General features: G+C 72.4%; 29 protein-coding genes. 7 read left to right on the top strand and 22 right to left on the bottom strand.

Features of this window, described 5'->3' with window-relative positions; translation table 11 throughout:
- Positions 1-43: 43 nt before the first annotated feature.
- The 7 genes from FU792_RS03325 to FU792_RS17665 all read right to left on the bottom strand — a co-directional run bounded on the left by FU792_RS03325 (position 44) and on the right by FU792_RS17665 (position 6521).
- Positions 44-1132 carry a hypothetical protein gene (locus FU792_RS03325; protein WP_022924373.1) on the bottom strand — a complete coding sequence of 363 codons (1089 nt, stop codon included), beginning with the start codon at positions 1130-1132 and terminating at the stop codon, positions 44-46.
- 37 nt (positions 1133-1169) lie between these two features.
- Entirely contained in the window at positions 1170-1940 is a 771-nt protein-coding gene (locus tag FU792_RS03320; RefSeq protein ID WP_022924374.1) for a DUF1353 domain-containing protein, read from the bottom strand.
- A gap of 14 nt (positions 1941-1954) precedes the next feature.
- Positions 1955-2929: a prolyl aminopeptidase gene (pip, locus tag FU792_RS03315; RefSeq protein WP_022924375.1), complete on the bottom strand. Its 975-nt coding sequence runs from the start codon at positions 2927-2929 to the stop codon at positions 1955-1957.
- 177 nt (positions 2930-3106) lie between these two features.
- The gene (locus tag FU792_RS03310; RefSeq protein WP_022924377.1) at positions 3107-3700 is read right to left on the bottom strand and encodes a GNAT family N-acetyltransferase; all 594 of its coding nucleotides are present in this window, start codon (positions 3698-3700) and stop codon (positions 3107-3109) included.
- Positions 3697-4929: an acetyl-CoA C-acetyltransferase gene (locus FU792_RS03305; protein ID WP_022924378.1), complete on the bottom strand. Its 1233-nt coding sequence runs from the start codon at positions 4927-4929 to the stop codon at positions 3697-3699. Before FU792_RS03305 ends, FU792_RS03310 begins: the two co-directional genes overlap by 4 nt.
- A 118-nt stretch (positions 4930-5047) precedes the next feature.
- On the bottom strand, positions 5048-5620 hold the full coding sequence (locus FU792_RS17670) for an amidohydrolase family protein (protein WP_238706038.1): 573 nt from the start codon (positions 5618-5620) through the stop codon (positions 5048-5050).
- A gap of 103 nt (positions 5621-5723) precedes the next feature.
- Positions 5724-6521, bottom strand: a complete 798-nt coding sequence (locus tag FU792_RS17665; protein WP_238706037.1) for an amidohydrolase family protein — start codon at positions 6519-6521, stop codon at positions 5724-5726.
- A 172-nt stretch (positions 6522-6693) separates the two neighbouring features.
- Between FU792_RS17665 and FU792_RS03295 the strand changes: the two genes are divergently transcribed.
- Positions 6694-8169 carry an AI-2E family transporter gene (locus FU792_RS03295; protein WP_237739996.1) on the top strand — a complete coding sequence of 492 codons (1476 nt, stop codon included), beginning with the start codon at positions 6694-6696 and terminating at the stop codon, positions 8167-8169.
- Positions 8170-8227: 58 nt separating this feature from the next.
- Here FU792_RS03295 and FU792_RS03290 read toward each other — a convergent pair whose 3' ends face one another.
- Positions 8228-8551: a hypothetical protein gene (locus FU792_RS03290; RefSeq protein ID WP_084485094.1), complete on the bottom strand. Its 324-nt coding sequence runs from the start codon at positions 8549-8551 to the stop codon at positions 8228-8230.
- A 2-nt stretch (positions 8552-8553) separates the two neighbouring features.
- On the bottom strand, positions 8554-10227 hold the full coding sequence (locus tag FU792_RS03285; protein WP_022924382.1) for a 3-hydroxyacyl-CoA dehydrogenase family protein: 1674 nt from the start codon (positions 10225-10227) through the stop codon (positions 8554-8556).
- Positions 10228-10269: 42 nt separating this feature from the next.
- Here FU792_RS03285 and nucS point away from each other — a divergent pair, with 42 nt between their 5' ends.
- Genes nucS through FU792_RS17265 form a run of 4 tightly spaced genes read left to right on the top strand, consistent with a single transcriptional unit; the run spans position 10270 to position 12340 of the window.
- Positions 10270-10965 (top strand): endonuclease NucS, encoded by a 696-nt coding sequence (gene nucS, locus FU792_RS03280; RefSeq protein WP_022924383.1) that lies wholly within the window; start codon positions 10270-10272, stop codon positions 10963-10965.
- Positions 10966-10980: 15 nt separating this feature from the next.
- Complete coding sequence (locus FU792_RS03275; protein ID WP_028130906.1) at positions 10981-11958, top strand: glycosyltransferase family 2 protein; 978 nt, start codon at positions 10981-10983, stop codon at positions 11956-11958.
- Complete coding sequence (locus tag FU792_RS17270) at positions 11955-12179, top strand: GtrA family protein (protein WP_202980399.1); 225 nt, start codon at positions 11955-11957, stop codon at positions 12177-12179. Before FU792_RS03275 ends, FU792_RS17270 begins: the two co-directional genes overlap by 4 nt.
- Positions 12167-12340 (top strand): hypothetical protein, encoded by a 174-nt coding sequence (locus tag FU792_RS17265; RefSeq protein WP_202980398.1) that lies wholly within the window; start codon positions 12167-12169, stop codon positions 12338-12340. Before FU792_RS17270 ends, FU792_RS17265 begins: the two co-directional genes overlap by 13 nt.
- Here the strand turns inward: FU792_RS17265 and FU792_RS03265 are convergent.
- Positions 12300-13949, bottom strand: coding sequence for a DUF6056 family protein (locus tag FU792_RS03265; protein ID WP_149814545.1), 1650 nt, complete (start codon positions 13947-13949; stop codon positions 12300-12302). The two genes, FU792_RS17265 and FU792_RS03265, sit on opposite strands and share 41 nt — an antisense overlap.
- Positions 13950-14031: 82 nt before the next feature.
- On the opposite strand from FU792_RS03265, the gene FU792_RS03260 reads away from it, so the two are divergent.
- Positions 14032-15558, top strand: coding sequence for a gamma-glutamyltransferase (locus tag FU792_RS03260; RefSeq protein ID WP_022924387.1), 1527 nt, complete (start codon positions 14032-14034; stop codon positions 15556-15558).
- 33 nt (positions 15559-15591) lie between these two features.
- Positions 15592-16212, top strand: a complete 621-nt coding sequence (locus FU792_RS03255) for a cob(I)yrinic acid a,c-diamide adenosyltransferase (protein WP_022924388.1) — start codon at positions 15592-15594, stop codon at positions 16210-16212.
- Here the strand turns inward: FU792_RS03255 and FU792_RS03250 are convergent.
- The 12 genes from FU792_RS03250 to FU792_RS03195 all read right to left on the bottom strand — a co-directional run bounded on the left by FU792_RS03250 (position 16209) and on the right by FU792_RS03195 (position 25831).
- On the bottom strand, positions 16209-16637 hold the full coding sequence (locus FU792_RS03250; protein WP_022924389.1) for a DUF2550 family protein: 429 nt from the start codon (positions 16635-16637) through the stop codon (positions 16209-16211). The two genes, FU792_RS03255 and FU792_RS03250, sit on opposite strands and share 4 nt — an antisense overlap.
- 16 nt (positions 16638-16653) lie before the next feature.
- Positions 16654-16926, bottom strand: a complete 273-nt coding sequence (locus tag FU792_RS03245; protein WP_022924390.1) for a F0F1 ATP synthase subunit epsilon — start codon at positions 16924-16926, stop codon at positions 16654-16656.
- The gene (locus FU792_RS03240) at positions 16923-18269 is read right to left on the bottom strand and encodes a uracil-xanthine permease family protein (protein WP_022924391.1); all 1347 of its coding nucleotides are present in this window, start codon (positions 18267-18269) and stop codon (positions 16923-16925) included. Before FU792_RS03240 ends, FU792_RS03245 begins: the two co-directional genes overlap by 4 nt.
- 114 nt (positions 18270-18383) lie before the next feature.
- Entirely contained in the window at positions 18384-19841 is a 1458-nt protein-coding gene (gene atpD, locus FU792_RS03235; protein ID WP_022924392.1) for a F0F1 ATP synthase subunit beta, read from the bottom strand.
- Positions 19842-19860: 19 nt separating this feature from the next.
- Positions 19861-20766 (bottom strand): F0F1 ATP synthase subunit gamma, encoded by a 906-nt coding sequence (locus FU792_RS03230; protein ID WP_022924393.1) that lies wholly within the window; start codon positions 20764-20766, stop codon positions 19861-19863.
- Positions 20767-20823: 57 nt separating this feature from the next.
- A complete protein-coding gene (gene atpA, locus FU792_RS03225) occupies positions 20824-22470 on the bottom strand; it encodes a F0F1 ATP synthase subunit alpha (protein WP_022924394.1) in 1647 nt (548 codons plus the stop codon).
- Between the two features lie 69 nt (positions 22471-22539).
- Positions 22540-23361, bottom strand: coding sequence for a F0F1 ATP synthase subunit delta (locus FU792_RS03220; protein ID WP_022924395.1), 822 nt, complete (start codon positions 23359-23361; stop codon positions 22540-22542).
- 1 nt (position 23362) lies between these two features.
- The gene (locus tag FU792_RS03215) at positions 23363-23950 is read right to left on the bottom strand and encodes a F0F1 ATP synthase subunit B (protein ID WP_149814544.1); all 588 of its coding nucleotides are present in this window, start codon (positions 23948-23950) and stop codon (positions 23363-23365) included.
- A gap of 55 nt (positions 23951-24005) precedes the next feature.
- On the bottom strand, positions 24006-24218 hold the full coding sequence (locus tag FU792_RS03210; protein ID WP_010149162.1) for an ATP synthase F0 subunit C: 213 nt from the start codon (positions 24216-24218) through the stop codon (positions 24006-24008).
- Positions 24219-24292: 74 nt separating this feature from the next.
- A complete protein-coding gene (gene atpB, locus FU792_RS03205; protein ID WP_237739997.1) occupies positions 24293-25093 on the bottom strand; it encodes a F0F1 ATP synthase subunit A in 801 nt (266 codons plus the stop codon).
- A 40-nt stretch (positions 25094-25133) separates the two neighbouring features.
- A complete protein-coding gene (locus FU792_RS03200) occupies positions 25134-25397 on the bottom strand; it encodes a hypothetical protein (protein ID WP_022924398.1) in 264 nt (87 codons plus the stop codon).
- Positions 25394-25831, bottom strand: a complete 438-nt coding sequence (locus tag FU792_RS03195; RefSeq protein WP_149814543.1) for a hypothetical protein — start codon at positions 25829-25831, stop codon at positions 25394-25396. The genes FU792_RS03200 and FU792_RS03195 overlap by 4 nt, the downstream gene beginning before the upstream one ends.
- Positions 25832-25870 lie beyond the last annotated feature (39 nt).

Here is a 25870-nt window from a genome sequence, read left to right as displayed (position 1 = left end):
GTATGCCGTGCGCGGGGCCCGACCCGACACGGCCGGGGGACGCTCACTCGCCGGAGGCGTCCACCAGCTGCTCGGTCGCGGCGATCATCTCGGGCTTGAACTCGACGTCCTCCGAGGGTGCGCGCATCGCGATGAAGACCGACGTGCGCAACGTGGCCTGCGAGGTCAGCACCTCGGTGTCCTGGAAGGCGCGGAAGGCGTCAGACGTGGTCAGCTCGGTGCCGGGGTTGACGACGAACTGGGTGTCGCGCAGCAGCGAACCCATGACGAAGCCGGTGCCGTCCTCGAAGAGCAGGGTGGTGACGTCGTCCGAGACGAGCCAGTTCTTCTCCCGCAGCTCCGCCTGGCCGTCGAGCTCGGCGGCCTGGGTCTGCGCCGCGTCGCGGACGGCCGGGGCATACCCGTGGGTGCGGTAGTCGGGGGTCTCCTCCGGCTGCGGCCACTCGGTGTAGGCACCGACCGACTTGAGCAGGTCGCGCGGCGGCATCGTCAGCTCGCCCTGGCCCTCGCGCAGCACCGGGCTGCCCGATGCGCGACCGTCGAAGGTCGGGACCTGCGTGCCCGGGAGCATCGAGGCCTCCCAGGTGATCCGGAAGTCCTCGGTCTCGCCGCTGTCGCTGGTCATCAGGTGCAGGCGCGGCGCACCCTCCTCGGGCACGGTCTGCACGAGCAGGTAGGCGGGGGTCTCCTCGTCGTCCCGGCTGATGGCCAGCACGGTGGGCTCGACCGGGTTCTCCTCGAGGTCGACCTCGGCCGGCTCGCCCTCGACGCCCTCCAGCCGGTCGGCGGCGCGGTGCGCCCGCAGCGCGGTGCCGGCCATCGAGGCCTCCTGGGCCTCCTCGACGTCCTCGCCGTCGCCCTGGTCGGCGCGGACCCGCTGGGTGAGCACCTCGGTGGCGGCCTCCTCGGCGTCCTCCAGCGAGACTGCGCCCGCCTGCGCCTCCGTGGTCATCTCGACGGTGGTGCTCTCGGCGGCGTCGTCGGTGGCGGTCGTGGCGTCGTCGGTGGGGGCGGCGGTCGCGCCCTGGTCGGCGGACTCGGTCGGCTCGCCGGCCGTGTCGTCGCCGGAGCACGCGGCAAGGACGAGGGCCGAGCTCAGCGTGGCGGCGGCGGTGATCCTGGAGAACTTCATAACGATATGGTAAACATCGCGGTCACGCCGGGGGAAATCAGCGATCTCCCAGGGAGGTCTCCGCGTCGGCCTCCTGCCGGTCCCGCACGCGCACCCCGTCGCCGTCCGCGGGGCCGCTCACCAGCCGCTCCAGCACGAGGTAGAGCCCGTAGATGCCGAGCAGCGCCGCGGTGACGTGCAGCAGCAGCGCGAGCGCGACGCCGACGATGACGCCGGCCAGCCAGTAGCGCCCCCAGGACACGGCCAGCACGGTGGGGACGAGGACGGCGAAGAGCGCACCCATCGCCAGCTCCGCCGCCCAGGGACGCTCCCCCATCCAGGGCACCACCTCGACGACGTCGAGGAAGTCGAGCGTCGCCGCGGTGCCGAGCAGCGCCACGAGGCCGACCAGGCCGATCAGCTGGACCCGCTTGGCCAGGTCGCGGCTGGCCCACAGGGTGCCGATGGTCACCGCCGCCCACATCAGCCAGGCCCGCACCCGCCCGGTCCCCAGCGCGACCATCGCGGCACGGAAGACCCGGTCCGCCTCGTGCCGCTCGACCTGCGGGCCCTGGTGGCTCCCGGGGCGTACGAGCGCGTCGTGCAGCACCGCCGCCGGCAGGAAGTCACCGCTCTTGGGCACCAACCAGGTGAACAGGTGCGGGACCGAGGCGAAGTCGGTGACGAAGCCGTCGGGGACGACGAAGGCGTCGGCATACTCCTGCGTGGTGTAGCCGATCGACCGCAGCAGGGTGAAGTCGCGCCCGTCCACGCTGCGCAGCTCGAGCCGGAGCGGGCCGCCGGTCGCCACGTCGAAGAACTCACCCATCGCCGCTGCCTCCTCTAGGTCGCGAACCTGTCCGTCGCGCGGATGAGCGCGTCGAGGTTGCCCGGCTCAGAGAAGGCGTGCCCCGCGTCAGATACCACCTCGAGCTCGGCGTGCGGGAGCCGGGCGGCGAGGTCGAAGGCGGTGCGGGCGGGCGTGCACATGTCGAGCCGGCCCTGGACGATGACCGTCGGGATGTGCCGCAACGTATGCGCCTGGTCCAGCAGCGCCCCCTCGCGCAGGAAGCCGCCGTGCACGAAGTAATGGTTCTCGATCCGGGCGAAGGCCACCGCCTGAGCCGGCTCCGTCGCCTTGCGGTAGCCCTCCTCGTCCGGCAGGACCGAGATGACCCGGGACTCCCAGCCGCTCCACGCCTGACCCGCGGGGACGTGCACCGAGGGATCCGGGTCGAAGAGCAGCTCGTGGTAGGCCAGCTGCATCTCGTGCCGGCGCTCCGGGGCCACCGGGGCGACGAACTCGGCCCAGTGGTCGGGGTAGACGTGCTCGAGGTGGCCCCGCTCGTACATCCACGACAGCTCGGCCGGGCGCAGCGTGAAGATGCCCCGCAGCACCAGCTCGGTCACCCGGTCCGGGTGCGCCTGGGCATACGCCAGCGACAGGCACGAGCCCCAGGACCCGCCGAAGACCTGCCACCGGTCGACCCCCAGGTGCTCCCGGATGCGCTCCATGTCGGCGACGAGGTGGGCGGTGGTGTTGGTCGCCCACAGCGCCGGGTCGACCGTGGTCGAGGCGTGCGGGGTGGACCGGCCCGCCATCCGCTGGTCGAAGAGCACGATGCGGTAGCGCGCGGGGTCGAAGACCCGTCGCTGCTTCGGGCTGGTGCCGCTGCCGGGTCCGCCGTGGACGAAGATCACCGGCTTGCCCTGGGGGTTGCCGGACTCCTCGACGTAGACCTCGTGCCCGTCGCCGACGTCCAGCATCTCGGTCCGGTAGGGCTCGATCTCGGGGTAGAAGGTGCGTCGCTCGTTCACCCTCCGACCGTAGCGCTCGCGTCCGCCTGAGCAGAGAAGCAGGCCCGACGCAGGGGTTGCAGCGCCTGCCTCGGGCACCTTTCTCTGCTCAGGCCCCGGGGAGGGCAGGCTTCTCTGCTCAGGCCCCGGGGAGGGCAGGCTTCTCTGCTCAGGCGAGGGTGGGGTGCGCCTTTCTGCTCAGGAAGGGCGCACCATGCGCAGCTCGACGACGCCTTCGTGGCCGTCGAGGTTCTGCGCACCGTCGAGGGCGAAGCCCTGCCGCTCGTAGAAGCGGACGGCCCGGTGGTTGCCCTGCGCCACCCAGAGGTATGTCGCCTGCTCGCCGAGGGCGCGGCGGAGCAGCTCCTGCGCCAGGCCGGTGCCCTGGTGCTCGGGGGCGACGTTGAGCGACCAGACCTGGTGCGGCACGGGCGGGTCCTCGTCACGCGACGGCCCGTGCATGCAGAAGCCCGCCGGCTCGCCCTCGACGAGGGCCACGAGGAACCCGCGCCCGTCGTCGGCGACCCGATCCTCGGCGTATGCCGTGGCGACCTGCTCCCACAGCGGCCGGAACTGCTCGGGGTCGAGGGCGTCGACCACCTCGTCGGACATGATGCCGCGGTAGGTCTCCCGCCAGACCCGGGCGTGCAGGCGCGCGAACGACTCCGGGTCACCCGGCCGCGGCTCGCGGATCTCCCAGGAGCCGGACCGCGCGTCGGCCTTCCTGGCCTCCTGATCGGCGCGGCCCTGCTCCTGCGGGACGCGCCCGTCGTCGTCGGCCGGGTCGCTCACCGCTGCGGCACGGTGACGATGAGCGCGTCACCCTGCCCGCCGCCGCCGCAGAGCGCCGCCGCACCGGTGCCGCCGCCGCGCCGCTGCAGCTCCAGCGCGAGGTGCAGCAGGATGCGAGCCCCGGACATCCCGATCGGGTGGCCCAGCGCGATCGCCCCGCCGTTGACGTTGACCCGCTCCTCGTCGAGGCCGAGCTCGGCGGTCGAGGCCAGGCCGACCGCGGCGAAGGCCTCGTTGATCTCCACCAGGTCCAGGTCGGCCGGCTCGATGCCCTGCTTGGCGCAGGCGGCGGCGATGGCGCGCGCCGGCTGGCTCTGCAGCGTCGAGTCCGGCCCGGCCACCATGCCGTGCGCCCCGATCTCGGCGATCCAATCCAGACCGAGCTCGGTCGCCTTCGCCTTGCTCATCACCACGACCGCGCAGGCGCCGTCGGAGATCTGCGAGGCCGAGCCGGCGGTGATCGTGCCGTCCTTGGCGAAGGCCGGCCGCAGCCGACCCAGCGACTCGGTGGTGGTGTCCGCCCGGATGCCCTCGTCGGTGCTCACCGTGACCGGGTCACCCTTGCGCTGCGGGATCTCGACCGGCACCACCTCATCGTCGAAGAGCCCCTTCTCCTGGGCCGCGGCCGCCCGCTGGTGGCTGCGAGCGGAGAAGGCGTCCTGCTCCTCGCGGGTGAAGCGGCCCTGCTCGTCGGCGCTGTTGGCGGCCTCAGTGAGCCCGCCCATCGCCTGGTCGGTGAAGGCGTCCCACAGGCCGTCGTGGGCCATGTGGTCGCGCATCGTCACGTCGCCGTACTTGAAGCCCGAGCGCGACTTCTCCAGCAGGTGGGGCGCCGCGCTCATCGACTCCTGCCCCCCGGCGACGACGACCTCGACCTCGCCGGCCCGGACGAGCTGGTCGGCGAGCGCGATCGCGTCGATGCCGGACAGGCAGACCTTGTTGATCGTGAGGGCCGGGACGGCCATGGGGATGCCGCCCGCCACCGCCGCCTGACGGGCCGGGATCTGGCCCGCGCCGGCGGTCAGGACCTGGCCCATGATCACGTAGTCGACCTGGTCGCCGGCGATGCCGGCCCGCTGCAGCGCCCCGGCGATCGCGTGGCCGCCGAGCTCGGCACCGGACAGGCCGGAGAGCGACCCGAGCAGCCGCCCCATCGGGGTGCGCGCCCCGGCGACGAGGACGGACGTGGTGTCGGGCGTGCTGGTCTCGGACATGGCGGTCTCGGACATGGGGGCGACTCCTCCGGCGGTGCGTGACAGGTATGCCTGGCTCGCCACTGTAACCGCGCGCCGCGGCTGACCCCGGGTCAGCCTCCATGCACCAGCTGGCCGTCGAGCACGGTCGCGCTCACGAGGGTGTAGCGGAACCGCCGCGCGCGCTCCGCGCTGGTCCCGGAGGACAGGAGCGGGTCCTGCTCGAGCAGCACCAGGTCGCCCCGGTCTCCCACGCGGACGCGCTGCCCGTCGACGGAGGCCGCGAGCGCCTCCCCGGCGTGATCTCCTGCTCGGGGTGCCAGCTCTCGCCGTCCTCCGGCCCGCGGTGCACCGCGGCCGCCATCGCCTGCCAGGGATCGAGCGGTGACACCGGCGCGTCCGAGCCCAGCGTCAGCTCGATCCCGGCGTCGAGGAAGCTGCGCAGGGTGAAGGTGCGGTCGGTGCGGTCCGGCCAGCACTGCTCGGTGACCGAGCGGTCGTCGAGCAGGTGCGCCGGCTGCACGCTGGCCACGACCCGCTGCGGCAGGGCGGCCCACCGGCGCACGTCGGCCGGGTCGACGAGCTGGGCGTGCTCCACCGAGCCCACGGCGCCGCTGGCCGCGAAGGCGTCGAGCACCGCACCCACCGCGGCGTCCCCGATGGCGTGCAGCGCCGCCTCCAGACCCGCCCCCTTCGCGCGGTGCAGCAGCTCGGTGAGCTCCTCCACCGGGTAGTTCGCCGCCCCGGCGGGTCGCGCAGGAGGTGGCCGTCGGCATACGGGTCGCAGCACCAGGCGGTGCGGGTGTTGAGCGAGCCGTCGGTGATGATCTTCAGCGGGCCCATGGTGACCAGGCCGTCGGTGGCCCGGATGGGGGCGCCGGTGCGCAACCCGGCGGCGATGGCGTCCTCCAGGCCCTCGGGGTAGACCCCGGTGCGGGCGCGCAGCGGCGGCATGCCCTCGGCGGTGCGCTCGCGCCACTGCTCCCACGGGCGACCGAACTCCAGGTCGACGATCCCGACCACCCCGAGGGTGTGGGCGGCATGGATCGCGCGGGTGACGGCATACTCCGACTCCTCGTGCGCCCCTGCAGCCGCTGCAGCCGGTCGTAGAGCGGGAACCACTCGGACTCGGCGACGACCCCGTCCACCGGCGGGCTGCCGAGCAGGCGCAGCGCGGGGGTGTTGAGCCAGCCGTGGTGCCCGTCCCCGCTGATGAGCGCCACCGGGACCTCGCCGGTGACGGCGTCCAGCGCGGCGACCGTGGGCTGCTCCAGCCACCTGCCGGTCCGGTGGCCCCAGCCGACGAGCACGCCGGTGGGGCTGTCGAAACCCCAGGTCAAGCGGTCCACGACGCGCGCCAGCACCTCCGACGGGCTCGCCGTGCCCGCGGTGTCGAGACGGGTCTGGCCCAGCGCCCACTGCACCATGTGCACGTGCGTGTCCCACAGCCCGGGCACGACGTGGCGACCCCCGCCGTCCAGGACCGGCACCTCCTCGGCTCCGGTGATGCCGGGACCCACCTCGGCGATCACGCCGTCGCGGACGAGGACGTCCACCGGCTCGGTCGGGGCCGCGGCGTCGTCGTCGATCGCGACCACCCGGACGTCGCGCAGCAGCAGATCGCTCATGGCGGGGATGCTAGTGCGACATACCGGGGCGGCTGCGGGAGGCTGGCGGACAGGCACCCTACGGTGGTCACATGAGCCCCGTTCGTCACGCCCGCAGGCCGGTCCACGCCTCGGCCGACGACTGGGCCCTCCCCCTGGTCGCTGCCCAGGTCCCCGCCCGCGCCCACGCCTCGTGACGACCCAGCACGCACCACGTCGCCCGCACCCGACGCGCGAGGGCGGGACGCGTCGGCGCGGGCAGGACGAGCCCATCCGCCCTCGCGAGGTGGGCACGGAGGCGCCTCCGGGCGGGACGACCGAGCCCGACGAGACCACTTCCGCGGGACGGGCGGCCCGCTTGCGCCGGGCGGCCCGGGCGGTCAACCCGGCCGCCGCGCCCCGCGCCGGCGTCCGCGCCGTCCAGCGCTGGCAGGCCTTCCGGGTGCGCCAGCGCGAGCTGCTCGACGAGAGCAACCGGCTCCAGTCCGAGCTGTTTGCGCAGATCCATGCCGGTGCCCCTGCCGCGACGGCCCCCGATGCGGCACCGGCGATCGGTCCGGCAGGGCGCGAGCCCTCCGTCGGGCCAGCAGGCCGGCGTGGCGAGGAGATCGCAGGTCGCTCGCGGCAGCCGATGCTCTGGGCCTCCCCCTTCTCGATCGGCTTCACCGGGGCGCTCGGGGTGCTGCTGGCCTGGCTGCTCGTGCAGAACCTCACCCGGCTGTCCTCGGTCCTCACCTACCTGCTCATCGCGGTCTTCCTCACGCTGGCGCTGAACCCGCTGGTCGAGGGGCTGACCCGGCGCGGCGTGAGCCGCCCGAGCAGCGTCTTCGTCGTCTTCATGGGTTTCGTCACGGTGAGCGCGGTGAGCGCGGTGACGCTGCTCCCCGGCGTGGTGGCCCAGGCCGTCACCCTGGTCGAACGCGCGCCGCAGGTGGTCGAGGAGCTGGCCGGCTCACCCTGGCTGGTCGAGCTCGACGCGCGCTACGCGGTGAGCGAGCGCGCCACCACCGAACTGGACCGGCTGCTCACCGAGCGCGGCACGTGGACCACGCTCTTCGGCGGCGTCCTCGGCGCCGCCGGCTGGGTCGCCGGCAGCCTGGTGGGCGTCCTCACCTCGGCGATCCTCACGCTCTACCTCCTGGCGACGCTGCCCGCGGTCAAGGACGGGGCATACCGCCTCGTGCCCGCCAGCCGTCGCCCCGGTGTCGTGCGGCTGGCGGAGGAGATCATGCGCCGCGTCGGGGGGTATGCCCTCGGCCAGGCCACCGTCGCGACGATCAACGCGGTCTGCTCGTGGCTGATGATGCAGGTCCTGGGCATCCCCTACGCCGCGATCCTGGCCGTCTCGGTCGGTCTGCTCGGCCTCATCCCGCTCATCGGCGCCACCCTCGGCGCGGTCATCGTGGCGCTCTCGGCGCTCACCGTGTCCCCGACGCTGGCGCTCGTCGTGCTCGTCTACTACGTCATCTACCAGCAGCTCGAGAACTACTGGATCGTCCCGCGCATCATGAAGCGCACGGTGTCGGTGCCCGGTGCGGTCACGGTCGTCGCGGTGCTCGCCGGCGGCACCCTGCTCGGGGTGCTCGGCGCGCTCATCGCCATCCCGGTCGCCGCCGGCCTGCTGCTCGTCTACGAAGAGGTCCTGATCCCGCGCCAGGAGCACCTCTGACCCATCGCCTCCAGCCCGACCGAGGGCAACCATTCGCGACGCTCGGTGGGGGATGTGTCTAGGCGAAGGAGCCGCCGGGGCGGCGGCGCTCGCGGGCGGACCAGCAGACGGTGTGCCAGTGCCGCCGGTTCTCCGCCTGCTGCATCCCGTCGACCGGCCAGGCGACGGTATGCGCGACGCCGGCGCCGACCTCCTGCTGGCAGCCCGGGCAGCGGTAGCTCCGGCCGCTGTCGTTGGGGCGGACCTGGCGCACCGCCCAGACCTGCCCGGCGTAGCGGACCTCCTCCGGCCCGCGGCGCGGCGGCGGGCCACCTCCCCCGCCGCTCGCCCCGGCCGGGCGCCGGGGTCTGCCCCCGCGGCGCGGCCGGTTGGACCGGGGCACGCTCAGCCCGTGAACGGGCGGTCGAGCAGCACGTGCTCGATGAGCAGCGGGGAGGGCTCGACCGACTCGCGGGGCAGTCCTCCAGCCTCGGTGAGCTCCTCGCACACGGTGAGGACCTCCTCGGCCCCGATCTGGTCGATCATCGCGAACGGCCCGACGGGGTAGCCCAGCCCGTGCTGCAGCGCGGTGTCGATGTCGGCCACGCCGGCATAGCCCTCGTCGAGCATCCGGACGGCGTCCATGAGGTGCGGCATGAGGAGGGCGTCCACCACCAGGCCCGGGCGGTCCCGGCAGACGACCGGCTCGGCACCGATGCTCGTGACCAGGGCGCACAACGTGGCGACCGTGGCGTCGTCGGTCGCGCTCGAGCGCCCGATCTCCACCGCCTGGCCGTTGCCGGTGGGCGCGTGGATGCGCAGCACCGCGGCCTTCTCGGGTCGCCCGGACAGCGCACCGACGGCCACGGCGAGGTCCTCGTTGACGGTGGTCAGCACGGTCTCCGGGCCGCAGATCTCGCCCAGGACCTCCCAGAGCTCTTGCCCCGGCACCGGCGCGGGCGCCGACCCGGTCTCCTCCTCGTCCAGCGACCCGGCGGCCTCGATCTGGTGCGCCTCCACGACGACCCCGACGTGCGCCAGACCCCGCAGCTCCTCGGTGTCCTGCGGGTCGGAGACCTGGGTCACGGCATACCCTCCGTCGCGCAGCCGGGAGACCAGCTCATCGGCGATCTCCCCGGCGCCGACCACGCCGACCGCCGAGACCGCGGCTGTTGCCGGCGCAGAGCCGTCGTCGGTGTCGGGCACGACCTGCCCGCTGCCGGGCTTGGCGTAGGTGTAGAAGCCCGCTCCGCTCTTGCGGCCGAGCAGGCCGGCGGTGACCATCCGCTCCAGCATCGCGCTCGGCGCGTGCATGGGGCTGCGGCTGTGCGCGTAGATGACGTCGCCGATGTGGTGGCAGACGTCCAGCCCGACGAGGTCCATGAGGGTGCACGGGCCCATCGGCAGACCGGCCCCGACCCGCATCGCGGTGTCGAGGTCCTGGCGCGACACGTGCCCCTGCTCCAGCATCCGCAGCGCGGAGACGAAGTAGCCGAACAGGAGGTAGTTGGCGACGAAGCCGGCGCGGTCGGCGACCACCACCGGTCGCTTGCCGATCCGCTCGGAGAGCTCGACCACCCCGTCCCGCACCGAGTCCTCGGTGCGCACGGTCGTGATGACCTCGACCAGCTTGAGCACCGGCGCGGGGTTGAAGAAGTGCATACCGACGACCCGCTCGGGGTGGGCCGTGCCCGCCGCGATCGCGGTGATGGACAGGCTGGAGGTGTTGGAGGCCAGGACGGCGTCCTGCGCGACGATGCCGTCGAGGGTGGAGAACACCTGGTGCTTGAGGTCCATGACCTCGGGCACCGCCTCCATGACCAGGTCGGCCGGGGCGAGGTCCTCCATCCGGGTGGTGATCGTGACGCGCCCCAGGATCTCGCTCTGCCCGGCCTCGTCGAGCCTGCCCTTGGCCACCGCCCGGTCGGTCGAGGCCTGCAGGATCCCCCGCCCGCGCTCGGCGAGCTCCTCGGTGGTCTCCACCCCGACGACCTCCAGCCCCCCTCTCGCGAAGACCTCGACGATGCCCGCACCCATGGTGCCCAGCCCGATGACCCCGACCGTGGTGATCTGACGCATACGGCGATCATGTCACGCGTCCCGACGGCTAGGGTGAGGCCCGTGCGCGTCGTCATCGCCCGGTGCTCGGTGGACTACCACGGGGCCCTCGAGGCCCATCTGCCGCTGGCCACCCGGCTGCTCATGGTCAAGGCCGACGGGTCGGTCCTCATCCACTCCGACGGCGGGTCCTACAAGCCGCTCAACTGGATGGCGCCGCCGTGCGCGATGGCCACGACCGAGCCGGACGAGGTCGAGGCCGAGCAGGGCGTGGAGCAGGTCTGGCAGGTCTCGCACGCCAAGCGCGAGGACACGCTGCGGGTGAAGATCCACGAGGTGCTCTCCGACACCAGCCACGACCTGGGCATCGACCCGGGCCTGGTCAAGGACGGCGTGGAGGCCCAGCTGCAGGCGCTGCTCGCCGAGCACATCGGCACCCTCGGCGACGGCTACACGCTGCTGCGGCGGGAGTACCCGACGGCCATCGGGCCGGTCGACATCCTGTGCCGGGACGCCGACGGCGCCACGATCGCCGTCGAGATCAAGCGTCGCGGCGACATCGACGGGGTCGAGCAGCTCACCCGCTACCTCGAGCTGCTCAACCGGGACCCCCACCTGGCCCCGGTCGAGGGGGTCTTCGCGGCCCAGCTCATCAAGCCGCAGGCGCGGGTGCTCGCGGGCGACCGCGGCATCCGGTGCGTCACCCTCGACTACGAGGCGCTGCGCGGTCTGGACGACGCCGAGGCCCGTCTCTTCTGAGCTAGCGTGAGCGGCATGCCTGCCCTGTCCGTCGTGGTCCCGTGCCTCAACGAGGAGGGCACCCTGGTCGAGCTGCACGGCCGGCTGCACGAGGTCGCCGCGGGCCTGGGCCTGGGCCCGGGAGGGCTCGAGGTGGTGCTCGTCGACGACGGCTCGACCGACGCCACGCTGGACCTCGCCCGCGGGCTCGCCGACGCCGACCCCTCCACCGTGGTGCTGCGGCTGTCGCGCAACTTCGGCAAGGAGGCCGCGATGCTCGCGGGGCTGCGGGCGGCCACCGGGGACGCGGTCGCGCTCCTGGACGGCGACCTGCAGCACCCGCCGGAGCTGCTGGCCTCGATGTACACCCTGCTCACGACGACCGACGCCGAGCAGGTCGTGGCCCGCCGCGACCGCGCCGAGGACCCCTTCGTGCGCTCGGTGCTGTCCCGGCTCTACTACCGGCTGGTCAACGGCCTCATCGAGACCGTCCGCATCCAGGACGGCGTAGGCGACTTCCGGGTCATGAGCAGGGCGTTCCTCGACGCGCTGCTCGCGCTGCCCGAGCGCAACCGCTTCTCCAAGGGGCTCTTCTCCTGGGTCGGCTTCCCCACCGCGACGGTGAGCTACCGCAACGTCTCGCGGGGCGAGGGCCGGTCGGCCTGGACGCTGCGCTCGCTGCTCAACTACGGGATCGACGGGGCGCTGGCCTTCAACACCCGTCCGCTGCGCCTGCTCATGCACCTCGGCGGCTGGGCCGTCCTGGCGGCCGTGGCCTACCTCGTCTGGCTGCTCGTCGGTTACCTGCTGCACGGCGTCACCCAGCCCGGCTACATCACGACGATCGCGGTCATCACCGGTCTGTCCGGCGTCCAGCTGCTCGCCGTGGGCGTCATGGGCGAGTACGTCGGCCGGATCTACCAGGAGGTCAAGGCCCGTCCGAGCTACCTCGTGCACGAGGTCATCCGGCACGAGGACGGCGGCAGTGACGACGGCACCGGCGGGGTCGGATGAGGTCGCTGCTGCGCTTCGTGCTGGTGGGGGTCGCCAACACGGCGGTCTACTACCTGCTCTACCGCCTGCTCCTGCTGGGTATGCCCTATGTCCCGGCGCACCTGCTCGGCTGGTCCGGGGCGGTGGTCTTCTCCTTCTTCGCCAACAGCCTGTTCACCTTCGGGTGCGCCCCACCTGGCGCCGCTTCCTCGCCTACCCCCTCACGACCGTGGTCAACCTGACGTTCACGACGGTGGGCTCGGTGCTGCTGGTCGAGGCCGCCGGCGTGGACGAGCGCTACGCCACCCTGATCATGGGCATCGCCGCGGTGCCCCTGACCTTCGTCCTGACCCGCTACGTCCTCACGGCTGGTCGGGAGCAGCCCGCTGCCCCGCCCGGCTGAGGGTGCGCTGCCAGGTCGTCTCGCAGCCGGTCGTCCGGGTGGTCGCGCGGTCCTCGCGGCGCTCGGGGTCGGTCAGCAGGACCCCGTCGGGCAGGTCGTGGAAGTGGCGGAGGTCGCAGGCGTAGCGCGCGAGGTAGAAGGCGCGGCGGTAGGCATACCCCTCCTCCGGCAGCTCGGGCACGACGACCTCCCCGGAGCCGGCGGACCGCGCCGCCTCGACCTCGGTCACGAAGGCGTCGTAGGCCGCGGCGTTGCGGGCCGCCCGGGAGGAGGTGACCGCGACGTAGGCGCCCGCCGAGACGACCGCGCCGAGCACGCCGAGCACGAGCAGCGAGCGGGCGGCACGCTCCCCACGGACCCCGCGGTCCGCCAGCGCACCGAGGACGAGCCGCAGCGCGCAACCGGCGGCCAGCACCAGCGCCGTGGTGGGCAGGAAGAACGCGCGCTGCCCGCACACCGACGCCACGATCGGCACGCCGGCCGCCACCACGGCCGCACCGGTCAGCGCCAGGACGGGGTATGCCGCCCGCGCCCCCCACGCGTGGACGGTCAGGTCCAGCACGCTCACCACGAGCACCGCGGCGGCGCCGATGGTGAGCACGGCGAGGGCGGTCGCCGGGACGGCGGTGTCGGCGTCGGCGCAGAGGTCGGCGAGCCGGGGCCACCGGCGGCGGACGAGCCACAGCGCGACCCAGGCGGCCAGGCCGGCCACGACGGCGACCCAGCGGGTGCCGCGCCCGGCGAGCACGGCGCCGACCACCGCCAGGGTCCCGAGGACCAGCCACCAGCCGAGGGTGAGGGAGGCGAACATCAGCGTGGTGCGCGCCAGCGCCTGCAACAGCGGCAGCACGAGGTCCTCCTCGGTGGTCCGACGCCACAGCCCGGGGGCGGTGGCCAGGACGGCGAAGCCGGCGAGGGAGACGACCACCGCGGCCCAGGTGCCCCGCTGCCCACGGCCGGGCCGGCGCAGCGCGAGCGCCAGCAGGGTGGCCACGAGGGTCGCGACGGCCGACACCTCGTGGCCGATGTGGGCATACAGGACCACGGGGAGCGCCAGCCAGGCGCCCCGCCCGCCCAGCGCGCCGCTGACGGCCGCGGCGGCGACGAGGAAGGACAGCGTCGCGAGCGGGTAGTTGGCCAGGCCGGACACCCACAGCAGGCCCTCGCCGGTCAGCCAGGAGTGCGCCTGGACGGCCAGGAAGGGCAGCGCCAGCCCGAGGGCCGCCCAGGACGCGACGAGGCGCCGGGACCCGCCGGCCATCCGCAGCCAGGGCCAGGTGGCCAGCCCCATGAACACCATGACGAGCGCCCCGACCACGGCGGCCCCGGGGCGGCCCCCGAGCAGGATCAGACGGGCCACCGCGTCGGCGGCGCGGCCGTTGCGCCAGGAGTAGTCGAAGCGCCACGACGCCAGCCAGCCGGACACCGTCCGCACGTCGCCCGGCTGCTGCCCGGCCATCGCGTGCAGGACGTCGTCGCCGTGCGGGAAGCCGTGGCGGAGCACGAGCGCCCAGCCACAGCCGGCCGCGAGCACGGCCACCACGACCGCCACCCTGCCGACGCGGGACGGGGTGGCCCCGTCCACGGGCCGCGCGGGAGCAGTCGTCACGCCGCACACCCTGCCAGAGCCGCCGGCCCGGGCTCGGAGTGCCTCCGGCGGGAGCACCCTCGCCCTGCGGCACAATCGGACCGTGACCCGTCCCGCCGCGATCGCCGCCCCCAACACCTACGCCACCGAGGCCGCCCGGCACGCCCTGGACTCCGGCGGCACCGCGGTGGACGCCGCGGTGGCGGCGATGATGACCGCCACGGTGACCGAGCCGGGCGTCATTTCCACGCTCGGCGGGTGCTTCATCAACGTGTGGGCCGACGGCGCGGACCCGGTGGTCGTCGACGGCAACGTCGAGATGCCCGGCCGCGGCATGAGCGCCGACGTCCGCGGGGCCGGGCTCATCGAGGCCGCCTCCGACTACGGCGGCGGCATGGTCACCTACGTCGGGCCCGGCTCGGTCGCCACCCCGGGGATGCTCGCGGCCATGGGTTGGGCGCACCAGCGCTTCGGTGCCGCGCCCTGGTCCGAGCTCATGCAGCCCGCGGCCGACGTCGCGCGCCGCGGCTACCCGCTGAGCCGCACCGCGCAGTCCTACCTCGTCCTCGTGACCGACACGATCCTGGCCTGGGACCCGGCGACCCGCGCGCTGCTCACCGTGGACGGCGGACCACCGCCGGTCGGGCACCACGTCGCCGACCCGGTGCTCGCCGACACCCTGGAGCACCTCGGCGCCGAGGGTGCCGCCACGGCCTACCGCGGGGACATCGCCCGGGCGATCGACGCCGACATGCGCGAGCGCGGCGGCCTGCTCTCGCTCGCCGACCTCGAGGCATACCAACCGGTGGTCCGGACCGCCCTGCGCAGCCGCCTCGGCTCGTGGGACCTCGGCTGCAACCCTCCGCCGTCGATCGGCGGCCCGGTGCTCACCGCGCTGCTGCGGCTGCTGGGGGCGACCAGTGGCGAGATCGAGCCGGCCCAGGCCGCGCTGGTGATGAAGGAGGTGCTCGACATCCGGCTGGACCGCATCGACACCGCCGAGGACCTCGAGGCCGCCGGCGCCGAGCTGCTGCAGACGCTGCACCAGATCGGGGCGACCGGGCTGCCGACCTCGCCCTCGACCGCGCACGTGTCGGTGGTGGACGGCGACGGTATGGCGTGCGCGCTCACCGCGTCGGCGGGCTACGGCTCGGGCATGACGATCCAGGGCACCGGCCTGGTCGCCAACAACTCCCTGGGCGAGCTGGAGCTCAACCGGCTCGGCCTGCACGCGCTGACACCCGGCACCCGGCTCGCCTCCAACATGGCCCCGACGACCGCCCGGCGCGACGACGGCGCGGTCCTGGCCATCGGCACCCCCGGCGCCGACCGGATCACGACGGCGCTGGCCCAGGTGCTCACCCACATGGCCCGGCACGGCGAGGACCTCCAGACGGCGGTGGATCGCCCCCGGATGCACCCGCGCCGAATGCAGGACGGTAGCACCCGGATCGACCACGAGAGCGACAAGGAGATCGCCGCCAACCTCGACGCCGCCGGGCTGACCCGGTTCGAGCACCCGCCGAGCTCGATGTACTTCGGCGGGGTCGGCGCCGCCCTCCGTGCGCCGGACGGCGCGCTCACGGCGGCGGCGGACGACCGTCGGGTCGCGGCGACCCTGGTCACCTGAGCCACGCGGAGCGGGGCGTGACAGCATGCGGTCATGGTCAACCTGACGCGCATCTACACCCGCACCGGCGACGACGGCAGCACCGCGCTGGGCGACAACGGCCGGACGTCCAAGACCGACGTGCGGCTGGCGGCCTACGCGGACACTGACGAGACCAACTCGGTGATCGGGGTCGCGCTGGCCTGCGGTGACCTTCCGGAGGAGATCCGGAGCACCCTCGCCCGCGTCCAGAACGACCTCTTCGACGTGGGGGCCGACCTGTGCATGCCGCTGCGGGCGAGCTATCCCTGGGAGCCGCTGCGCGTCCGGGCCGAGTGGGTCGAGGAGCTGGAGGCCGACTGCGACCGCTACAACGCCGACCTGCCGACGCTGCGCTCGTTCGTCCTGCCCGGTGGTTCGGCCGGGGCGGCCCTGCTCCACCAGGCGCGCACCGTCGCCCGACGCGCCGAGCGGTCCACCTGGGCAGCCCTCGCGGAGTACGGCGACCAGCCCTCGGGCGAGGGCGCGGAGAAGGGCGAGGGCGGGGTCAACCCCCTCACCGCGACCTATCTCAACCGGCTCTCCGACCTGCTCTTCATCCTGGCCCGGGTCGCGGCGCGGGCCGGCGATGGCGAGGTCCTGTGGCAGCCCGGCGGCGGGCGGGAGCAGGCCTAGGCGACCTGGGAGTTCCAGCCCGGGGGGACGGCCTCGACCCAGGACCGCAGCGCGGTGTAGTGCTGCTCGCCGAGCGCGAGCTCGAAGCGTGCCGTGCCGTAGCGCACCGGCACCTGGATGAGCTGGGCGCCACCCAGGTCCGCGGCGTCCTGCGGATCCAGCGCGCCGGCCACGCCGAGGTCGAGGTTGCCGCGCATCCACGGGCCGACGGACAGACCGCCCCGTCCCCGGAGGGCGAGGCGGTCCTCGGTGAAGCACAGGGTGCCGCGACGCCACGCCTCGGCGTCGTCGGAGCGGTAGGCGGCGGGCATCGACGGGCAGGTGCTGCCCCGCTGCCCGGCCAGGTGGAAGGTGAACAGCCCCAGTCCCAGGATGACCAGGCCGCCGACGACGGCCATGAGCACCAGGACGAGGGAGCCGGTCATGTGCGGGAGGGGAGGGTCAGCTCGTGGCCAGCGAGCCGGCGTCGACCCGCTCGGCGACGATGACCACCTTGTCCTCGTCGACGGAGAGGAAGCCCCCGTCGATGGTGACCTCCTGCGCCGAGCCTCCGGCGGTGATGCGCACCTGACCCTGGACCAGGACCGCGAGCACGGGGGTGTGGCCCGGCATGATGCCGAGGTCGCCCTCGATGCTGCGGGCGCTCACCATCGACGCCTCGCCCTCCCAGACCTTGCGGTCCGCTGCGACGAGCTCGACCTGCAGTGCACTCACGAGTGATGTCCCTTCGGGTGGGTGGTTCGGTCCTCCAGTCTACCGGCCCGCTCCCGCGGGGCGGCACCCGGCGCGGGTCGGGGGTCGACCGCCCCGGTCACCCGGTTGATCGCCCGCATCCCGTGGAAGACGAGCAGGGCGGCGGCCGTGCCGAGCGCGATGCCCTCGAAGGTCAGCGCACCGGTGGCCCAGGTGTAGTTCGCGATCCCGACGACGAGGGCGACCGCCGCGGTCGAGAGGTTGATCGGGTTGCCGAAGTCGACGCGGTTCTCCACCCAGATGCGCACGCCGAGGATCCCGATCATGCCGTAGAGCACCGTGGCGGCGCCGCCGAGCACGCCGGCGGGCACGGTCTGGATGAGCGCCCCGAACTTCGGCAGGAAGGCCAGGGCGACCGCGGTGAGGGCCGCCACCCAGTAGGCCGCCGTGGAGTAGACCCGCGTCGCCGCCATGACGCCGATGTTCTCGGCGTAGGTGGTGGTCCCCGAACCACCGCCGGCCCCGGCGAGGGTGGTCGCCAGACCGTCGGAGAGCAGGGTGTGCCCCAGCATGTGGTCGAGCGCGTCGGCCGAGTCACCGGTCATCTGCGCCACCGACTTCACGTGCCCGACGTTCTCGGCCACGAGGACGAGGACGACCGGCAGGAAGAGCCCCACCACCCCGAGGTGGAACTCCGGGGCCATGAGCGGCGGCGCACCCAGCCAGCCGGCGTCGGCGAGCACGGAGGTGTCGACCTCGCCGCGGAGCAGCGCGACGGCATACCCCACGAGGACGCCGAGCAGGATCGACAGGCGGCCGAGCAGACCGCGGAAGAGGACGGTGCAGAGCAGGATCGCGACGAGGGTGGCCAGCGCCGTGACCGGGGCCTCCTGGACGTTGCCCCACGCGGCGGGCGCGAGGTTGAGCCCGATGAGCGCGACGATGGTGCCGGTGACCACCGGCGGCATGAGGCGGGCGATCCAGTGGTGCCCGACGAGCTGCACGACCATCCCGACGGCCGCGAGGCCGATTCCGGCCAGCACCACCCCGCCGAGGGCACCGGCCGGCCCGTGCTCCGCCTGCGCGGCGGCGATCGGCGCGAGGAAGGCGAAGCTGGAGCCGAGGTAGGACGGCACCTGGCCCGCCGTGACGAGCAGGAACAGCGCCGTGCCGAGGCCGCTGAAGAGCAGCGTCGTGCTCGGCGGGAAGCCGGTGATGAGCGGGACGAGGAAGGTGGCGCCGAACATCGCCACCACGTGCTGCATGCCGATCCCGACCGTCGGCAGCCACGCCAGCCGCTCCCCGGGCCCGACGACCTCGCCCGGCGCGATCCGGCGGCCGTCACCGTGAACGGTCCAGCGCATCCCTCTTCCCTTCGTCCCGACCGGACAGGCCTCCGGTCCGCCTGCGCCTCGCACCGAACAGGCCTTGTGTCCCGCGGTCGCGGGACACAAGGCCTGTTCGGTCGCGGGGAGCGGTCAGCTGTTCTTCTCCAGCTCGGCCGCCTGGCGCTCGACGTCCTCGAGGCCACCGCACATGAAGAAGGCCTGCTCCGGCAGGTGGTCGTAGTCACCGTCGGCGACCTTGGTGAAGGCCTCGATGGTCTCGCTCAGCGGCACGGTCGAACCCTCGATGCCGGTGAACTGCTTGGCGACGTAGGTGTTCTGCGACAGGAACCGCTGGATGCGACGGGCGCGGCCGACGAGGATCTTGTCCTCCTCGGAGAGCTCGTCGATACCGAGGATCGCGATGATGTCCTGCAGCTCCTTGTAGCGCTGCAGGATCGACTTGATCCGGACGGCGGTGTCGTAGTGCTCCCGGCTGATGTAGCGCGGGTCCAGGATCCGGCTCGTCGAGGTCAACGGGTCCACCGCCGGGTAGATGCCCATCGAGGCGATCGGGCGGGAGAGCTCGGTGGTCGCGTCGAGGTGGGCGAAGGTGGTGGCCGGGGCCGGGTCGGTGTAGTCGTCGGCAGGGACGTAGATCGCCTGCATCGAGGTGATCGAGTGACCGCGTGTCGAGGTGATCCGCTCCTGGAGGGTGCCCATCTCGTCGGCGAGGTTCGGCTGGTAGCCGACGGCCGAGGGCATACGGCCCAGCAGCGTCGACACCTCGGACCCGGCCTGGGTGAAGCGGAAGATGTTGTCGATGAAGAGCAGCACGTCCTGCTTCTGCACGTCGCGGAAGTACTCCGCCATCGTCAGCGCGGACAGCGCGACCCGCAGCCGGGTGCCCGGCGGCTCGTCCATCTGACCGAAGACCAGGGCGGTCTGGCCGAGGACGCCGGCCTCCTCCATCTCGACGATGAGGTCGTTGCCCTCACGGGTGCGCTCACCCACGCCGGCGAAGACGGACACACCGCCGTGGTCGCGGGCGACACGGGCGATCATCTCCTGGATGAGCACCGTCTTGCCCACACCGGCACCGCCGAACAGGCCGATCTTGCCGCCCTGCACGTAGGGGGTCAGCAGGTCGATGACCTTGATGCCGGTCTCGAACATCTGGGTCTTGGACTCCAGCTGGTCGAAGGGCGGCGCCTGACGGTGGATGCCCCAGCGCTCGTTGACCTCGAGGGTCTCCCCCTCGGGCAGGTCGAGCACGTCACCCGTGGCGTTGAAGACGTGCCCGAGGGTCACGTCACCGACGGGGACGGTGATGGGGCCGCCGGTGTCCTGCACCTGCGCGCCGCGGACCAGGCCGTCGGTCGGCTGCAGGGAGATGGCGCGCACCATGTTGTCGCCGATGTCCTGCGCGACCTCGAGGTTGACGGTCTTGGTGTCCCCGCCCACCTCGACCTGCGTCGTCAGCAGGTTGTAGAGCGCCGGCATCTGTCCCGGGGGGAACTCGACGTCGACGACGGGGCCGATGATCCGGGCCAGCCGACCCACGGCGCCCTGGGTCTGCTCCGTGCTGGGAGCCTCGGTGGTAGCAGTCATGGCTACGTGCTTCCTCTCACTACTTGGCGTCGGCGAGGGCGCTCGCGCCGCCCACGATTTCGCTGATCTCTTGGGTGATCTCGGCCTGGCGGGCCTGGTTGGCAAGACGGGTGTACGTCTTGATGAGCTCCTCGGCGTTGTCCGTCGCCGACTTCATGGCCCGCTGGCGCGCGGCCAGCTCGGAGGCGGCGGACTGGAGCAGGGCGTTCCAGATCCGGGAGGTGATGTAGCGCGGCAGCAGGGCGTCCAGCACCTCGGCGGCGTCCGGCTCGAACTCGTAGAGCGGGAAACCGTTCTCCGGGGTCTTGGGCGCCGCGTCCTCGACGACCTCCAGCGGCAGCAGGCGGGTGACCTGCACCTCCTGGGTCACCATGTTGACGAAGCGCGTGTAGACGAGGTGGATCTCATCGACCCCGCCCTCGGCGCCGTCGCTGCCCCGGGTGAACTCGCCGATGAGCCGCTTGGAGATCTCCTGCGCGACGTCGAAGGTCGGGGAGTCCGAGAAGCCGCTCCAGGAGTCCGCGTAGTCCCGGTTGCGGAAGTTGTAGTACGACTCCGCCTTGCGCCCGGTCAGGTAGGGGACGAACTCCATCCCGGAGTCCTGGACGAGCTCACGCAGCTGCTCGCTGCGCTTGAGCACGTTGGCCGCGTAGGCCCCGGCGAGCCCGCGGTCGGAGGTGATGATGAGCACCCCGGCCCGCTTCTGCTCGTCCCGCTTCGTGGTGAGCGGGTGGTCGACGTGCGCGTGGGTGGCGACCGCCGACGCCGCCCGGGTGATCGCCCGGGCGTACGGCGTCGTCTCCGCGACCCGCTGCCGCGCCTTGACCACCCGGGACGCGGCGATGAGCTCCATCGCGCGGGTGATCTTCTTCGTCGACTGGACGGACCGGCTGCGCTGGCGGTACTCCCGCTGCTGCGCTCCCATATCTCGCCTCTCTCGTCTTCGCTGGTGGTCGTTCGGTCAGCTGGTATGCCCGGCGCGTCAGCTGCGCTGGACGGTCAGCTGTTCCTGGTCGACCTCGTCATCGCCCATGGCCTCGGCCGGGTCCTCCTCGGCGGAGCCGACGCCGACCTCGGCGCTGTCGTCCGGGGTGAACTCGGACTGGAAGGCGCTCATCGCGTCGCCCAGGGCCTGATCGGTGTCATCCCCGAGCTTGCCGCTCTCGCGGATGCCGTCCAGCAGGCCGTCGTGCTCGCGGTGCAGGAACTCGACCCACTCGGTCTCGAAGCGACGGACGTCGCTCACCGGCACCTCGTCGATGTGCCCGTTGGTGCCCGCCCAGATGACCGCGACCTGGTCCTCGACCGAGACCGGGGAGGACTGGGGCTGCTTGAGGATCTCGACCATGCGCGCACCGCGGGCCAGCTGGGCCTTCGAGGCGTCGTCCAGGTCGGAGGCGAACATCGCGAAGGCCTCCATCTCGCGGAACTGCGCGAGGTCGACCTTGAGCCGTCCGGAGACCGACTTCATCGCCTTGATCTGCGCCGCACCACCCACGCGGGAGACCGACACACCCACGTCGATCGCGGGACGGACGTTGGAGTTGAACAGGTCCGCCTGCAGGTAGATCTGCCCGTCAGTGATGGAGATGACGTTGGTCGGGATGTAGGCCGAGACGTCACCCGCCTTGGTCTCGATGATCGGCAGCCCGGTCATCGACCCGGCGCCCATCTCGTCAGAGAGCTTGGCGCAACGCTCGAGCAGCCGCGAGTGCAGGTAGAAGACGTCACCCGGGTAGGCCTCGCGGCCCGGCGGACGACGCAGCAGCAGCGACACGGCGCGGTAGGCCTCGGCCTGCTTGGACAGGTCGTCGAAGACGATGAGGACGTGCTTGCCCTGGTACATCCAGTGCTGGCCGATGGCCGACCCGGTGTAGGGGGCGAGGTACTTGAAGCCGGCGGCGTCGGAGGCGGGGGCGGCGACGATCGTGGTGTAGTCCAGCGCGCCGTTCTCCTCCAGGGTGCTCCGGACCGAGGCGATGGTGGAGCCCTTCTGGCCGATCGCGACATAGATGCAGCGCACCTGCTTGTCCGGGTCACCGGAGTCCCAGTTGGCCTTCTGGTTGAGGATCGTGTCGATGGCCACCGTGGTCTTGCCGGTCTGGCGGTCGCCGATGATGAGCTGGCGCTGCCCGCGGCCGATCGGGATCATCGAGTCGATGGCCTTGATGCCGGTCTGCAGCGGCTCGTGCACCGACTTGCGGGCCATGACGCCGGGAGCCTGGAGCTCCAGGGCGCGACGACCGTCGGTCTCCACGTCGCCGAGCCCGTCGATCGGCCGGCCGAGCGGGTTGACGACGCGACCGAGGTAGCCGTCGCCGACCGGGACCGAGAGGACCTCGCCGGTCCGGCGGACCTCCTGGCCCTCCTCCAGGCCGGAGAAGTCACCCAGCACGATCACACCGACCTCGTGCACGTCGAGGTTCAGGGCCAGGCCCAGCGTGCCGTCGGCGAACTCGAGCAGCTCGTTGGTCATCACCGAGGGCAGGCCCTCGACGTGGGCGATGCCGTCACCGGCGTCGACCACGCGGCCGACCTCTTCGCGAGAGGCCGTGCCCGGCTCGTAGGACTGGACGAACTGGTCCAGCGCGTCCCGGATCTCCTCCGGACGGATCGAAAGCTCCGTCATGTGTCTTCTCCTCGTCGTGGCCCGGGCTTGTGGGTGGGCCGGTGCTGTGGGGTAGGTGGTGGTTCTCGTTCAGCTGGCCATGAGGCGGGCAGCCTGGTCCAGTCGGTGGCTGACGGTGCCGTCGATGACCTCGTCGCCGATCTCCACCCGGATGCCACCGACGACCTGCGGGTCGACGACGACATTGGTGTGCACGGTGCGGCCGTACTGCGTGCTCAGGGTGGCGCGCAGGGCGTCCTCCTGCTGGGCGGACAGCGGGACCGCGGTGGTGACGATCGCCGTCACCTGGTCCTGGACGTCGGCGGCCTGCTCGAGGTATGCCGCGAGCGTGCGCTCGACGCGGGTGCCGCGGATCCCGACCGCAGCCTGGCTGGCCAAGCTGACCGTCTCGGGCGCGGACTTCACCGAGAGCAGCCGCTCGACCAGGGCGCGCTTGGCCGAGGCCGGCGCACGCCGGTCGGCCAGGGCCGACTGCAGCTCGGGGGTGGACTCGATGATCCGGGCGAACCGGAACAGCTCGTCCTCGACCTGGGCGAGCCGGTCGTGACGGTGGGCGTGCACGAGGTGGGCCTCGACGGAGAGCCGCTCCAGGGCGGTGGTGACACCGCCGGTCCCGGGCCACCGCTGAGCCACCACGGCCTTCACGGCGTGGAGCGCCCCGTCGCCGACCTTGCCGGCGAGCAGCCGCTGCGCCAGCGCCGCCCGGTCGGCCCCCTCACGCGAGGGGTCGGCCAGGGTGCGGGCGAGCACCTTGTTGCCGTCGACGAGCCGGGCCACGGCCCAGAGCTCCTCGCCGACACGACCGGGGTCGACCGACCCGCCCTCGTGCTGGAGCACCTGCTCCAATCCCTGACGGGCCTCGTGGTAGGACCGGCGGTAGGCGCTGTCCATGTCAGCGGCCCTCGTCGCCCGCGCCGAGCTTCTCCGGGGTGATGGCTCCGGAGTCGAGGTCGGCGAGGAAACGGTCGACGATCCCACGCTGCCGCGCCTCGTCGTCGAGGGACTCCCCGACGATCTTGCTGGCCAGCGCGGTGGAGATCTGCCCCACCTCGCCGCGCAGCTGGACCATGGCCTGCTGACGCTCGGCCTCGATCTGCTTGTGCGCGGTCTCGGTGATGCGGTTGGCCTCGACATTGGCCTGCTCGCGCATCTCGGCGATGATCTGCGCGCCCTGCTCCTTGGCCTTCTCACGGATGTGCGCGGCCTCGGCCCGGGCGTCGCCGAGCTGCTCCTCGTACTTCCGCTTGGCGGCGGCGGCCTCGGCCTCCGCCTTCTCGGCACGCTCCATGCCGCCCTCGATGGCGTCCTGGCGGGCGGTCACGATGCCCTCGAGGCGGGGCCAGGCGACCTTCCAGACGACCAGGAAGATCACGCCGAACATGAGCAGGCCCCAGACCAGCTCCGGCGTGTGCGGGAAGATCGGGGATCGTCGCTCCTCGGTCCCCTCCGCGGTCCTCACGACCAGCGTCTGTAGCGACACGGTGTCTCCTTCAGCAAGATGAGCGGGCGGCGCCCGGTAGGCCGACGCGACTTCTTTAGACGAGGAAGAAGAGGACGAAGCCCAGGATGGCCAGGGCCTCGGCGACGGCGAAGCCGAGGATGGTGAACGGCGTCAGCGCGCCGCGGGCCTCGGGCTGGCGGGCCACACCGTTGAGGTAGGCGGCGAAGATGAGGCCGACACCGATAGCCGGGCCGATGGTGGACAGGCCGTAGCCGACCAGGGCGATGGCGGGAGCAAGGGCTTCCATTGTGTCTCTTTCTGTGTGGTGTCACCGGCTGGTGGCAGCCGGTCGATCGTGCGGTCTCGGTATTCGGTTAGGGATCAGTGGCCCTCGGCGAGTCCGTCGCCGATGTAGGAGGCCGCGAGCAGCGTGAAGACGTAGGCCTGGACGACCTGGATGAGCAGCTCGAAGAAGGTCATGAGGAAGGCCATGAGGAAGGATCCGGCACCGGCGATCGCCATGAGCGCACCCTGCTGCACCAGGAACCAGCCGCCGGCGACGAAGAGGGTGAGGATCATGTGACCGGCGAACATGTTGCCGAAGAGTCGCAGGGCCAGCGTGAGGGGCCGGGTGACGAAGTAGCTGAAGATCTCCAGGAGCAGCACGACGGGCGCGATGACCATCGGCACGCCCTCGGGGACCATGTGCTTGAAGTAGCCGATGAAGCCCTGCTGCCGGAAGCCGGCCAGGTGGTAGACGACGTACACCACCGCGGTGAGCGCGATGGGCACCCCGATGACGGCCGTCGGCGCCAGCATCACGAAGGGGGTGATGCCCATGAGGTTGTTGGCGAGCACGAAGAGGAAGATGGCCAGCAGGAAGGGGACATACCTCTTGTAGTGCTTGCTGCCGATGAGGTCGCGCGAGATGTCGTTGCGGACAAAGCCGTAGACCGTCTCGAAGAGGAACTGGCCCTTGCCGGGGACGAGCCGGAGGTTCTTGGTGCCCAGCGTGAGCAGCGCCACGAGGCCGATGGTGACGAGCGTCATGACGAACATCGGGCGGGTGATCTCCCAGCCCTCCGGCCCGAAGTAGGGCTGCCAGAAGTCGGCCGGGGACGGGGCGTGGAAACCGGACTCGTCCGCCAGGACTAGTGGTCGTCCCAGGGTCACACTGGTCACGCGAACTCCTTCGCAACGTGATCGGGGGCCAGCAGGGATGTCATTGAGTACCGTACCTGACCCAGATGATGTAGATGGACAGAGCCATTCCCGCGAGGATGCCGACGGCGACCACCCAGTCCTGGCCGATCCACCGGCCCACGAGCAAGGCGATCCCGCCGAAGAGGATGGGGCCGGCGAGCAGGTAGGAGATGACGCTGGTGCCCATCGAGGTCTCCGGGCTCTGACCGCCCTCGTCCCGGTCGTCCCGGGGCGGGAGCCCGTCGTCGCGCTTCGGGGTGTGACCGAACAGCGAGTACCTCATCGCGCCCCTCCCTCACCCGGCAGGGACACGTCCAGCGCCGGCTGGCGCCCGGTGAGGTAGGCCTGCACGAGGAACACCTGGTAGAGCACCGCGCTGAGCAGGGCGGAGAGGGCGAAGGGCCCGCGCTCGAGCCACGGCTCGCCCCGCAGGACCAGAGCGACCGAGGCCAGCAGCACGACCACCACCAGCAGGATCATGAAGGCCCCGGGCAGGACGACCGCCTCGTGCTGCCGCAGCAGCCACCGGACGGCGACGAGCCCCGCGGTGAGGGCCCCGACGACGACGATCCCGGCGAGGACGACGGACCCGGCCGCGCTCCAGGAGCGGAGCAGACCGGTGAGGAGCACCGCGGCAGCGAGACCCACCAGGGTGCCCACGGAGGCACGCCGCACCATGCGAGCCGCGACATCTTCTGTCACGTGGCGCTCGGACATGTCGGCTCGTTCCGTCCCGGGTCGTGTGTGGTGGTCTGG

The organism is Serinicoccus marinus DSM 15273, assembly GCF_008386315.1.
In the GTDB taxonomy this organism is placed as follows: Bacteria; Actinomycetota; Actinomycetes; order Actinomycetales; family Dermatophilaceae; genus Ornithinicoccus; species Ornithinicoccus marinus.
Note: the sequence above shows the minus strand (reverse complement) of the source record. Positions and strands in the feature narration are given on the sequence as shown.